This window comes from Luteimonas sp. 22616, assembly GCF_052044325.1.
Taxonomy (GTDB): Bacteria; Pseudomonadota; Gammaproteobacteria; order Xanthomonadales; family Xanthomonadaceae; genus Luteimonas.
Map to the genome: position 1 here is coordinate 45,772 of NZ_JBQEMW010000001.1, position 12,260 is coordinate 58,031.

A 12,260-nucleotide genomic window follows, 5' to 3' on the forward strand; every position below is an offset into this window, starting at 1 on the left:
GGCTTCAGCCGCGAGCTCTTCGGTCGGCGGCGAAAAGCTCGCGGCTGAAGCCGCTCCTACAAGAGCTGATGCACCCACGAGGCTGCGGGTGCTGGTGAAAGGGTCGCGCGGCAGCGCGATGGATCGCGTCGTCAAGGCGCTGCTCACGAACGGGGAGGCCGCGCATGCTGCTTGAACTCACACGCTGGCTGCAGCAGCTCGACGACCTGTTCGGACTGTTCGGCTATCTCACCTTCCGCGGCATCCTCAGCGCGCTGACCGCGCTGGCGCTGTCGTTGTGGTGGGGCCCGGCGATGATCCGCAAGCTCGCGCAGTACAAGGGCGGCCAGCCGATCCGCCAGGACGGGCCGCAGACGCACTTTTCCAAGGCTGGCACGCCGACCATGGGCGGCGCGCTGATCCTGACGACGGTGCTGGCCTCGGTGCTGCTGTGGGGCGACCTGCGCAACCGCTACGTGTGGCTGGTGCTGGCGGTGATGCTCGCGTTCGGCGCAATCGGCTGGTACGACGACTGGATCAAGATCGTGCGCCGCGACCCGAACGGCCTGAAGTCGCGCTGGAAGTACCTGCTGCAGTCGCTGTTCGGCGTCGCCGCCGGCCTGTTCCTGTACTTCACTGCCGACCCGACGGTGCCGGCCGCCACCACGTTCTTCGTGCCGCTGCTCAAGCAGGTCGCGATCCCGCTGGGCGTGTTCTTCGTCGTCGTCGCCTACTTCTGGATCGTCGGCTTTTCCAACGCGGTCAACCTCACCGACGGCCTCGACGGCCTGGCGATCATGCCCACGGTGTTGGTGGCCTGCGCGCTGGGCGTGTTCGCCTACGCCTCGGGTAACGCGGTGTTCTCCACCTATCTGCAGATCCCGCAGATTCCCGGCGCGGGCGAACTGGTGATCATCTGCGCGGCGATCGCCGGCGCGGGGCTCGGGTTCCTGTGGTTCAACACCTATCCGGCGATGGTGTTCATGGGCGATATCGGCGCGCTGGCACTGGGCGCGGTGCTCGGCACCATCGCGGTGATCGTGCGCCAGGAGCTGGTGCTGGTGATCATGGGCGGCGTGTTCGTGGTCGAGACGCTGTCGGTGATGATCCAGGTGGCGTCGTTCAAGCTCACCGGCAAGCGCGTGTTCCGGATGGCGCCGATCCACCACCACTTCGAACTCAAGGGCTGGCCGGAGCCGCGCGTGATCGTGCGCTTCTGGATCATCTCGGTGGTCCTGGTGCTGGTCGGCCTCGCGACGTTGAAGGTGCGCTGATGGACATGCACGCCAGCAACCCTCGCCAGGCGACCCGCCTCGATGCCATCACCGGCCGCTACGACGGCTGGCTGCTCGGCGCGTGCGTGGCGCTGGCCAGCCTCGGCGTGGTGATGGTCGCGTCCAGTTCGATCGCGATCGGCGAGGGCCTCGACGTCGGCCCGTTCTACTTCCTCAACCGCCACCTGATGTTCCTGGCGCTGGGCATCGGCCTGGCGATCTGGGCGATGCGCACCGAGCTCAAGACCGTCGAGCGCTTCAACCAGCTGCTGCTGCTGGGCTGCGTGCTGCTGCTGCTGGCAGTGTTCGTGCCGGGCCTGGGCCAGTCGGTCAACGGTGCGCGGCGCTGGATCAACCTGGGTTTGTCCAACTTCCAGGCGGTCGAGGCGGTGAAGCTGCTCTACATCGTCTGGCTGGCGAGCTACCTGGTGCGGTTCCGCGACGAGGTCAATGCCACCTGGCCGGCGATGCTCAAGCCGCTGGGCGTCGCGGTGCTGCTGGTCGGCCTGCTGCTGCTGCAGCCGGACTTCGGCTCGTCGTCGCTGCTGCTTGCGATCACCGCCGGCATGCTGGTGCTCGGCGGCGTCAACCTGCCGCGGATGTCGCTGCCGATCGTGATCGGCTTGCCGGTGTTCGCTTTCATCGCGATCCTCGAACCCTATCGCGTGCGCCGCTTCACTTCGTTCCTCGATCCCTGGGCCGACCAGCTCGGCTCCGGCTACCAGCTCAGCAACGCGCTGATGGCGGTGGGCCGCGGCGAGTGGTTCGGCGTGGGCCTGGGCGCGTCGGTGCAGAAGCTGTCGTACCTGCCCGAGGCGCATACCGACTTCATCTTCTCGGTGATCGCCGAGGAGCTCGGCTTCGCCGGCGTCTGCCTGGTGATCGGCCTGTATGCGTTGCTGATCGGGCGTGCGTTCTGGATCGGCTATCGCTGTGTCGGCATGCGCCGCCACTTCGCCGGCTACTGCGCGTTCGGCGTGGCGCTGGCGATCAGCCTGCAGGCGTTCGTCTCGATCGGCGTCAACCTCGGCATCCTGCCGACCAAGGGGCTGACCCTGCCCTTGATTTCGTCGGGCGGTTCCAGCGTGCTGATGACCTGCGCCGCGCTCGGCCTGCTGCTGCGGGTGTCGTACGAACTCGACCGCGCCGAGCGCCAGGTCGCGCGCCTGCGCGGCGAAGGCGCGGCACCGGCGCCAGAGCCATCGCCGACGCGCGAGAAGTCCGCGCGAGGCAAGGCACCTGCCACTGCGCAGCCCGCCCCCACCAACGCCAACCCCGCAGCTGCGCGCGGCACCAGCCGCCTGCGCCAGCGCGTCGAACCGACCATGGGACGCATTGCATGATCCGCAGGATGCTCGATACCCGCGACGCGGCCGCCGGTGCCGCCGCCCCCGGCGATTTCGCCCGGCGTTACTCGCGCGTGCATTTCGTCGGCATCGGCGGCGTCGGCATGAGCGGCATCGCGGAAGTGCTGTGCACGCTCGGTTACCACGTGTCCGGTTCCGACACCGCCGACAACGCGGTGACCCGGCGCCTGTCCGGGCTCGGCGCCAACGTGCATCGCGGCCACGCCGCGGCCAACGTGCTGGGCACCGACTGCGTGGTGGTGTCCAGCGCGATCAGGCCCGACAACCCGGAATTGCTGGAAGCGCGCGCGCAGCGCATCCCGGTGGTGCCGCGCGCGGAAATGCTGGCCGAACTGATGCGCTTCCGCCGCGGCATCGCGGTCGCCGGCACCCACGGCAAGACCACCACCACCTCGTTGCTGGCCAGCGTGCTGGCCGAAGGCGGCCTCGACCCGACTTTCGTGATCGGTGGCCAGCTGCTCGCCGCCGGTGCCAACGCGCGCCTGGGCGGCGGCGACTGGCTGGTGGCCGAGGCGGATGAAAGCGATGGCAGCTTCCTGCGCCTGAACCCGCTGGTCGCGATCGTCACCAACATCGACGCCGACCACCTCGAAAACTACGGCGGCGATTTCGCCCGGGTGAAGGCGGCGTTCTCCGAATTCCTGCACCGGCTGCCGTTCTACGGCGTCGCGGTGCTGTGCATCGACGACCCGGAAGTCGCCGAGCTTGCGAACAACACGCCGCGGCACGTGATGACCTACGGCTTCGACGCCGCCGCCGAGGTGCGTGCCGACGCGGTGCTGCAGGAAGGCCCGCGCATGCGCTTCGAACTGTGCCTGCCAGATGGCACCTGCACGCCGATCACGCTGGCGTTGCCCGGCCGCCACAACGTGCAGAACGCGCTGGCCGCCGCCGCGGTGGCCTGGCAGCTCGGCGTGCCGGCCGAGGCGATCGCCGCGGCGCTGGAGAAGTTCCAGGGCATCGGCCGCCGCTTCAACCTGCTCGCCCAGCTCACCACCGCGCAGGGCGCGACCGTGCAGCTGGTCGACGACTATGGCCACCACCCCAAGGAGCTGGCGGCGGTGTTCGCCGCTGCCCGCGGCGGCTGGCCGGACAAGCGTCTGGTGGTGGCGTTCCAGCCGCACCGCTACAGCCGCACGCGCGACCTGTTCGACGATTTCGCCGGCGTGCTGTCCGACGTCGACGCGCTGGTGCTGACCGAGGTCTACCCGGCCGGCGAGGCGCCGATCGCCGGCGCCGACGCGCGCTCGCTGGCACGCGCGATCCGCGCCCGCGGCCGCATCGATCCGGTGGTGGTCAACAGTGCCAAGGAACTGGGCGAGGTGTTGCCCGACGTGCTGCGCGACGGCGACCTGCTGCTGATGATGGGCGCCGGCGACATCGGCCATGCCGCGCAGCAGCTGGCGGCGAACGGCTTCGAAGGAGGCAGCCGATGAGCCGCGCCCTGCCGCCGCCGCGTTTCGACAATCCGACCGTGTTCGGCCGCGTCGCCGTGCTGATGGGCGGCACCACGTCCGAGCGCGAAGTGTCGCTGGACTCCGGCCGCAACGTGCTGGAGGCGCTGCGCGCGCGCGGCATCGACGCCAACGGGGTCGATGGCATTCCCAACCTGGTGCGCGAGCTGCAGGACAAGCACTTCGATCGCGTCTTCAACATCCTCCACGGCGGCGATGGCGAAAGCGGCGTGCTGCAGGGCCTGCTCGAATCGCTGCGCGTGCCGTACACCGGCTCGGGCGTGCTCGGCAGCGCACTGGCGCTCGACAAGATCCGCGCCAAGCAGGTGTGGATCGCCGACGGCCTGCCGACGCCGCGCTGGATCCGCCTCGCCAAGGGGGATGACGTGCACGCCGCCGCGCGCGAGCTGGGTCTGCCGGTGATCGTCAAGCCGTCGCTGGAAGGTTCCAGCGTCGGCGTCAGCCGCGTCTTCAGCGAGGCCGACCTCGACGCCGCGGTCGAACTGGCCGCGCGCTACCCCGGCGAGCTGCTGATGGAACAACTCGTGCAAGGCGGCGAATACACCATCGGCGTGCTCGACGGCAGCGCGCTGGCGAGCATCCACATCGTCCCGGCGGGCGAGTACTACGACTACCACGCCAAGTACGTGGCCGAGGACACGCAGTACCTGTGCCCCGGCCTGGACGAGGCCGGCGAAGCGGAAGCGCGCGACCAGGCCGAACGCGCCTTCGGCGCGCTCGGCCTGCGCGGCTGGGCGCGCGTGGACTTCATGCGCGACCGCGACGGCCGCAACTGGCTGCTCGAAGCCAACACCGCGCCGGGCATGACCAGCCATTCGCTGATGCCGAAGTCCGCTGGCGCGCTGGGGCTGTCGTTCGCGGACCTGTGCTGGCGGATCCTGGAAACCTCGGTGGCGGAGGTGGCGGGATGAGCGCCTTCCTGCGCATCGCAGCGTGGATCATCGCGGTGGCACTGGTCGTGCTGCCCGTGGTCGCCGTGCTCGAAGGCTGGATCGGCGCCGAGCGCTGGCCGCTGCGCACGCTGCGCATCGGCGGCGACCTCAAGCGCGTCGACGAGCAGAAGCTGCGCGCGGCGGTGCTGCCGTATGCGCGCAACGGCTTCTTCGCGATCCGGCTCGAGGATGCGCAGGCCGCGGTGGCGAAGTTGCCGTGGGTCGAGCGTGCCGAGGTCCGCAAGCGCTGGCCGGACGTGGTCGAGGTACGCATCGTCGAACACCGGCCGTTCGCGCGCTGGGGCAAGGACCAGTTGCTGTCCGAGGACGGCGACCTGTTCCCGCTTGCCGGCGCGGAGGTTCCCGACAGCCTGCCGCGCTTCGATGTCGACGCGCCCGCCGCGCGCATCGCGGACGTCGTAGCGCTCTACAACGAGGCTAGCGAGATGTTCGCGCCCGAAGGCGTGCGCGTGCGCGAGGTGTCGCTGGACCGCCGCGGCAGCTGGTCGCTGTTGCTGTCCAACGGCGTCCGGGTGGTGGTTGGCAGCCAGGAAGCGCGATTGCGATTGGCACGGTTCGCGCGCCTGCTGCCAGGCCTGCTGGCGCAGAACCCGCAGCCGCTGGCACGCGCGGACCTGCGCTACACCAACGGCTTCGCCCTGACATGGGGCAATGAGCCGGAAGCCGGAAGCCAGGCATCGGCCGGGCTTACGGGCGGCAGCGCGCCGAACCGCGCCTGGCGCCTGGCGCGGCTCCATGCGCTTGCCGAACACGCTTTCCAACAGCCGAACGGCTGGTCTTCACGATTCACGACTCACGGTGCTACGACATGAACCGCAAAGGCGACAAGGCCCTGATCGTCGGCCTCGACATCGGCACCTCCAAGGTGGTGGCACTGGTGGGCGAGTACTCGCCCGGCAACCCGATCGAGGTGATCGGCATCGGCTCGCACGAATCGCGCGGGCTCAAGCGCGGGGTAGTGGTCGACATCGAATCCACTGTGCAGTCGATCCAGCGCGCGGTGGAGGAAGCCGAGTTGATGGCCGGCTGCGAGATCCGCTCGGTGTACGCATCGATCTCGGGCAACCACGTGCAGTGCCGCAACTCGCCGGGCATCGTGCCGATCCGCGACGGCGAGGTGACCTATGCCGATCTCGATCGCGTGCTCGAAGCGGCCAAGGCGGTTGCGATCCCAGCCGACCAGAAGATCCTGCATGCGATCCCGCGCGAGTACGTGCTCGACGACTCGCAGGAAGGGATCCGCAACCCGGTCGGCATGACCGGCGTGCGCCTGGAGGTGCACGCGCACCTGGTGGTGTGCGCGCAGTCGGCCGCGGCCAACATCAGCAAGTGCGTGCAGCGCTGCGGCCTGCAGATCGACGACCTGATCCTGTCGTCGCTCGCTTCGAGCACCGCGGTGCTGACCGGCGACGAGCGCGAGCTGGGCGTGGTGCTGGTCGACATCGGCGCCGGCACCACGGATCTGGCGGTATTCGTGCAGGGCGCGATCTGCCACACCGCGAGCCTGCCGATCGCCGGCGACAAGGTCACCGAGGACATCGCGCACATGCTGCGCACGCCCACGCCGGAGGCCGAGCAGATCAAGGTGCGCTACGCCTGCGCGCTGGCGCAGCTGGCGACCAGCGAGGAATCGATCCAGGTGCCCAGCGTCGGCGACCGCGCCCCGCGCCGGCTGCCACGGCAGTCGCTGGCGCAGGCCGTGCAGGCGCGCTACGAGGAGATCTTCGAGATGGTGCAGGCCGAACTGCGCCGCTCGGGCTTCGAGCAGCACGTGCGTGCCGGGATGGTGCTCACCGGCGGCGCTTCGAAGATGGAAGGCGTGGTGGAGCTTGCCGAGGAAATGCTGCAGATGCCGGTGCGCGTGGGCATCCCGCAGCACGTGACGGGCCTTGGCGAAGTGGTCAACAACCCGGTGCACGCCAGCGGCGTGGGCCTGCTGCTGATGGGCAGCCAGATCGAGCATCCGCGTCGCCCGGTGATCCCCACCGGCCGCGCCGGGACGCTCTTCAACAAGTTGAAGAACTGGTATCGCGGCGAGTTCTGACGGACCCGCGCGCGGCCGGGGATTTGCGGTTCGCAGAGGCAAAGAAAGAACAAGGGAATACGAGACAACGGTGCGTGATTGGAACGGGGGCGGTAAAGAGCGGCAGGCAGAAGGCAAACGATTGCAGTAACGCGACACGACACAACCAAATAAACGCCGGTGCGGCGAGGTGGGGCGCGATTCGGAACAGCGATTTTCCGGATCCCCAGTCCCGAATCCCAATCACGGCACTTACAACGAGGACACGGACATGGCGCATTTCGAACTGGTAGAGAAGATGGCACCCAATGCCAACATCAAGGTGGTGGGGGTCGGCGGCGGCGGCGGCAACGCGGTCGCGCACATGGTCAACAGCAGCGTGGACGGGGTGGAGTTCATCACCGCCAACACTGACTCGCAGGCGATCAAAAACTGCGGCGCCAAGCTGCAGCTGCAGCTGGGCACCAACGTCACCAAGGGCTTGGGCGCGGGCGCGAACCCGGAAGTCGGCCGTCAGGCCGCACTGGAAGACCGCGAGCAGATCATGGATGCGCTGCAGGGCGCGGACATGGTGTTCATCACCGCCGGCATGGGCGGTGGCACCGGCACGGGCGCCGCGCCCGTCGTCGCGCAGCTGGCCAAGGAGATGGGCATCCTGACGGTGGCCGTGGTCACCAAGCCGTTCCCGTTCGAGGGCCGCCGCCGCATGCAGGTGGCACTCAAGGGCATCGACGAACTCGGCCAGCACTGCGACTCGCTGATCACCATCCCCAACGAGAAGCTGATCACCGTGCTCGGGCGCAACGCGACCATGATCCAGGCCTTCCGCGCCGCCAACGACGTGCTGCTCGGCGCCGTGCAGGGCATCGCTGACCTGATCGTGCGCCCGGGCTTGATCAACGTCGACTTCGCCGACGTGCGCACCGTGATGAGCGAGATGGGCCTGGCGATGATGGGCACCGGCACCGCCCGCGGCGACGACCGCGCGCAGGCCGCCGCCGAGGCCGCGATCCAGAACCCGCTGCTCGACGACGTCAACCTCGCCGGCGCCAACGGCATCCTGGTCAACATCACCGCAGGCGCGGACTTCACCATGGCCGAGTTCGACGAGGTCGGCCGCACGGTGGAGAACTTCGGCAGCGAGGACGCGACCATCGTCATCGGCACCGTGCTCGACCCGGACATGCAGGACGAAGTCCGCGTGACCGTCGTCGCCACCGGCCTGAACCGCAACGCCGGCCGCCAGATCGGACGCCACGAGGATCGCGGCTTCGGCCACGACATCGTGCGCAAGCCGCAGGTCGAACTGGTGCGCAGCCAGGCGCGCCGCGACGGCACCACCGGCATGCTGATCGAAGAGGAAGCCACCGCGTTCGGCCCCGGCCAGAGCATCGCGTCGAGCCTGCGCGGCCGCTCCGGCAGCAGCGAACCGGCCGCCTCCCCGGCGCCGGCCACGGCCGACTTCGGCAGCGACAGCTACCTGGACATCCCGGCGTTCCTGCGCCGCCAGGCCGACTGATGCCGTCCATGGCGATGCGGTGCAGGTCCCGGATGATCCGGCCCGGCCATCCATGGCCGGGCGTTCGGCGGCACGCGAGGCAGTGCCTCGCAAGCGTGCCACCTCACCCTGCGTCGCCAGGCCGACTGACCGCGTAACGGGCGGGCGGCCGGGCCTGGAAGCCCGGCAGCCGCCGCCGCAGGAGCGCCCGATGGGCGCGATGGAGCGTTGCCCCAAGGCTTCGTGCCCATGGGGCGCTCCTGCGGAAATGATGTCCTCGTTCAACCCACCGGGCCTGCGCCGGCCCGGTGGCCTTTTTGCCCTCCCTGGCGTGCCGAATCCGGGCGAACCTGCCGCCGCGTGGCGCGATCCGATGGCCGGTCCCGCTTTCGTTCAGGTTCAGTATCGCGCGTGCTAATCTTTCGCCGTTTTCCGCCCTCGTGGCGACACTCCGGATCCAACCCCCGCCCATGCAGCAGCGCACCATCAAGAATGTGATCCGCGCCACCGGCGTGGGGCTGCACAGTGGCGAGAAGGTCTACCTCACCCTGCGCCCGGCCGCGGTCGATACCGGCATCGTGTTCCGTCGCGTCGACGTCGAGCCGGTGGTGGAGATTCCCGCCGATGCCGAACTGGTCAGCGAAACCACGCTGTGCACCGGCCTGTCGCGCGACGACACCAAGGTGCAGACCGTCGAGCACCTGATGTCGGCGCTGGCCGGCCTGGGCCTCGACAACCTGTACGTCGACCTGTCGGCGGCCGAAGTGCCGATCATGGACGGCTCGGCCGGCCCGTTCGTGTTCCTGCTCCAGTCCGGTGGCATCGTCGAGCAGGGCGCGGCCAAGCGCTTCATCCGCATCAAGCGCCCGGTGGAAGTGCGCGACGGCGACAAGATCGCCCGCTTCGAGCCGCATGACGGCTTCCGCCTGGGCTTCACCATCGATTTCAAACACCCCGCGATCCCCAGCACCCAGTCGCGCGCGGTGGTCGAGTTCTCCACCGAGAACTACATTCGTGAAGTCAGCCGCGCCCGCACCTTCGGCTTCATGCGCGACCTGGAATACATGCGCGAGCGCAATCTCGGCCTCGGTGGTTCGATGGACAACGCCATCGTCCTGGACGAGTTCCGCGTGCTCAACGACGACGGCCTGCGCTACGGCGACGAATTCGTCCGCCACAAGATCCTCGATGCCATCGGCGACCTGTACCTGGCCGGCCACGCCGTGATCGGCGCCTTCGAGGGGTACAAGTCCGGCCACGCGCTCAACAACAAGCTGGTGCGCGCGCTGCTGGCCGAACGCTCCGCGTGGGAAGAAGTCACCTTCCCCGACCAGGTCGGCGTCCCGCTCGCTTACGGCGAACTGCTGCCGGCCTGAGGCGGATTTGCCGGGATTCGCGAGTCGGGGGCGTGCCCGCACCTGCGGCCCGGGATGTCATGCCCGCGCCATCCGCCAAATGAATTCCCGCCGGGCGCCCATGGGCGCGATCGCATGTCGACGGTCAACCGGTTCGCGTCCGCAGAGCGCTCCTGCACGGTCGTAAAGTCGGGGCTAAGCTCCTACACAGCCACACCCTGATTCGGAGCTATATCCCAACGCCCGCCACCGGGACCGCGCTCACAGAAGTGAGTGCGAGGTGAATTTTAACGAAAATCTAACCCTAGATTTCCAAAAAATTAGCGGTTGGTTAACGTCCTGACGGCCCATGGCCGTTAGCATGCCCCGTCCGTCCTCGCCAAGGTCACGAAAAACGTGACCTGGCGCCCCCTCCGGACATCAGGAATCGTCTTTCGCCGGCTCGTCTTCCGGGCCGCGAAGAGACGCCAGGGCATCGCGCACGGCGGCACGCGCGGTGGCTGACACAGGCAGGGTTGCCGGCTCGGGTTGCGCTTGCGCGCCGGGCATTTGCCGCGTCGTCCTGACGACGAAGCGGGTGACATCCAGCCCGAGGGAGCGGGCGGCGTCGATCAGTTCGTTGGAAGCCAGGCGCAGCCTGGCGTGCCAGATGGGCGAATCGACGAGGTAGACGAGCCTGTCGCCATCGATATTCGCCAGTCGCGCATGCGCGGCCAGCGAAGGCGGCAGGAGGGGGCTCAAACGACGGTCCAGTTCATCCAGCCACATCGCGCGGCGGATCGGATTGCCACCCGCGGCATCGCCCAGCAGCGCATCGAGCGCCGCGCGCGGTACCGGGGAGGACGACCTGGATCTCGAATCAGACATTGGCAGAACATGACTCTACACAGCTTCCTGACATCGGCGCGTGATCTTTCCGCCAGCACCTGGCGATGGACGCGTCGGAACGGCCACGCATTGGCCGCCGCCCTCTCGGCTCGCACCCACGCGGGCGCCTCCCGCCTGCACGCATACAGTGCTGGCCGCCCGGCCACCGCGATCGCGGTGCTGCTGGTTGGCGGCGTGGCGCTCGGCGCCGGCGCCACCCAGGGCATCAGCACGGCGCGCATGGCGCACCTGGAAGCCCGCAACGACACGCAGCGGGCCCAGCTCGACAACACCCGGCGTGAGGCCCAGCGCGAAGTCAACGCGCTGGCCGCGCGCCTGGGCGAACTGCAGGCCGAGGCCAACCGGCTCAATGCGCTCGGCGAGCGCCTGACCCGCATCGGCCAGCTCGGCGACGGCGAATTCGACTTCAACAAGCCGGTCGGCGTCGGCGGCGAAGGCCCGGTGCGCGACATGGCGGCCGGCGACCTGCGTGGCGGCATGCACAAGCTCGGCGCGCAGCTGGCCGATTCGGGCAAGCAGCTCTCGGTGCTCGAATCGCTGCTGTTCAACCGCGAACTCGACCGCAGCGCGACCCCGTCGCGGATGCCGATCCTCAACACCTACATCACCTCCGGCTACGGCGGCCGTGCCGATCCGTTCGGCGGCGGCCGTGGCTTCCACAAGGGCATCGACTTCCACGCCCGCACCGGCGACCCGGTGCTGGCCGTGGCCGACGGCGTGGTGAGCTACGCCGGCGTGCGCTCGGGCTACGGCAAGGTAGTCGAGGTCGACCACGGCAACGGCTACGTCACCCGCTACGCCCACAACTCGCGGCTGGTGGTGCAGGTCGGCGACCTGGTGCGCAGCGGCCAGCGGATCGCCAAGGCCGGCTCGACCGGACGCTCCACCGGCGCCCACGTGCATTTCGAGGTCTGGCAGGACGGCCGCGTGCTGAACCCGCGCAAATTCCTCGGCGAGCAGGCCGCCACCAAGCGGATGTAGGCTGGGCCTGCGGCCGGGCTACGCCTCCGGCGCTCGCGTCCCCGACAGGTCCGCTGTCCGGCCCCAAGCGCTTCGCGAATGACTCCGCGAATGTGCCGTTGCCTTGCGTCGGGGGCTAGCCCCGACCGACGCTTCCCGGTATGCGGGGAGAAGAAAAATCCTTGCGGGAGCGGCCAGGATCATCGCGGCCATGCCCGCTGCCGCAAGCGCGAACCACGGAAACTTTTCCGCATGCGTCGCGGTCCGAGACCGGCGCGTGGAGGCGTGCGGCAGGGCTGGCCGGGGATGTGTGACCCCGGTCCGCGAGGGCCGGAACGGGCTTGATACCCCCCGCTGGCGTCTCCACGTACAATGTCCCGTTGCCAAAAAGGGCGCCCGGCGCCCTTTTTTCATTTGCGCGGATTGGCCAAGGTGCTCTGTGGCCCTGGGGGGCCGAGCCGCATCCATCCCGCGCATCTCCACGCTTC

The 12,260-nt window shown here is 68.9% G+C and carries 10 protein-coding genes and 1 pseudogene; 10 read left to right on the forward strand and 1 reads right to left on the reverse strand.

Features of this window, described 5'->3' with window-relative positions:
- The 9 genes and pseudogenes from ACTJIL_RS00220 to lpxC form a co-directional block, all read left to right on the forward strand.
- Nucleotides 1-175, forward strand: a pseudogene (locus ACTJIL_RS00220) (UDP-N-acetylmuramoyl-tripeptide--D-alanyl-D-alanine ligase); the annotation flags it as partial.
- On the forward strand, nucleotides 165-1,253 hold the full coding sequence (mraY, locus tag ACTJIL_RS00225; protein WP_440753620.1) for a phospho-N-acetylmuramoyl-pentapeptide-transferase: 1,089 nt from the start codon (nucleotides 165-167) through the stop codon (nucleotides 1,251-1,253). The pseudogene ACTJIL_RS00220 and the gene mraY, both read left to right, overlap by 11 nt.
- 5 nt (nucleotides 1,254-1,258) lie before the next feature.
- On the forward strand, nucleotides 1,259-2,596 hold the full coding sequence (gene ftsW / locus ACTJIL_RS00230; RefSeq protein WP_440755799.1) for a putative lipid II flippase FtsW: 1,338 nt from the start codon (nucleotides 1,259-1,261) through the stop codon (nucleotides 2,594-2,596).
- The gene (murC, locus tag ACTJIL_RS00235; RefSeq protein ID WP_440753621.1) at nucleotides 2,593-4,056 is read left to right on the forward strand and encodes a UDP-N-acetylmuramate--L-alanine ligase; all 1,464 of its coding nucleotides are present in this window, start codon (nucleotides 2,593-2,595) and stop codon (nucleotides 4,054-4,056) included. The genes ftsW and murC overlap by 4 nt, the downstream gene beginning before the upstream one ends.
- Nucleotides 4,053-5,006, forward strand: a complete 954-nt coding sequence (locus ACTJIL_RS00240; RefSeq protein WP_440753622.1) for a D-alanine--D-alanine ligase — start codon at nucleotides 4,053-4,055, stop codon at nucleotides 5,004-5,006. The genes murC and ACTJIL_RS00240 overlap by 4 nt, the downstream gene beginning before the upstream one ends.
- Nucleotides 5,003-5,860 carry a cell division protein FtsQ/DivIB gene (locus tag ACTJIL_RS00245; protein WP_440753623.1) on the forward strand — a complete coding sequence of 286 codons (858 nt, stop codon included), beginning with the start codon at nucleotides 5,003-5,005 and terminating at the stop codon, nucleotides 5,858-5,860. Before ACTJIL_RS00240 ends, ACTJIL_RS00245 begins: the two co-directional genes overlap by 4 nt.
- On the forward strand, nucleotides 5,857-7,092 hold the full coding sequence (gene ftsA / locus ACTJIL_RS00250; protein ID WP_440753624.1) for a cell division protein FtsA: 1,236 nt from the start codon (nucleotides 5,857-5,859) through the stop codon (nucleotides 7,090-7,092). The genes ACTJIL_RS00245 and ftsA overlap by 4 nt, the downstream gene beginning before the upstream one ends.
- Nucleotides 7,093-7,342: 250 nt before the next feature.
- Entirely contained in the window at nucleotides 7,343-8,590 is a 1,248-nt protein-coding gene (ftsZ, locus tag ACTJIL_RS00255) for a cell division protein FtsZ (RefSeq protein ID WP_440753625.1), read from the forward strand.
- A 449-nt stretch (nucleotides 8,591-9,039) separates the two neighbouring features.
- Nucleotides 9,040-9,945, forward strand: a complete 906-nt coding sequence (lpxC, locus tag ACTJIL_RS00260; protein ID WP_440753626.1) for a UDP-3-O-acyl-N-acetylglucosamine deacetylase — start codon at nucleotides 9,040-9,042, stop codon at nucleotides 9,943-9,945.
- Nucleotides 9,946-10,344: 399 nt separating this feature from the next.
- Here the strand turns inward: lpxC and ACTJIL_RS00265 are convergent, their stop codons facing one another.
- The gene (locus ACTJIL_RS00265; RefSeq protein WP_440753627.1) at nucleotides 10,345-10,791 is read right to left on the reverse strand and encodes a DciA family protein; all 447 of its coding nucleotides are present in this window, start codon (nucleotides 10,789-10,791) and stop codon (nucleotides 10,345-10,347) included.
- 90 nt (nucleotides 10,792-10,881) lie between these two features.
- Between ACTJIL_RS00265 and ACTJIL_RS00270 the strand changes: the two genes are divergently transcribed.
- A complete protein-coding gene (locus ACTJIL_RS00270) occupies nucleotides 10,882-11,793 on the forward strand; it encodes a M23 family metallopeptidase (protein WP_440753628.1) in 912 nt (303 codons plus the stop codon).
- The last annotated feature ends 467 nt before the right edge of the window (nucleotides 11,794-12,260 follow it).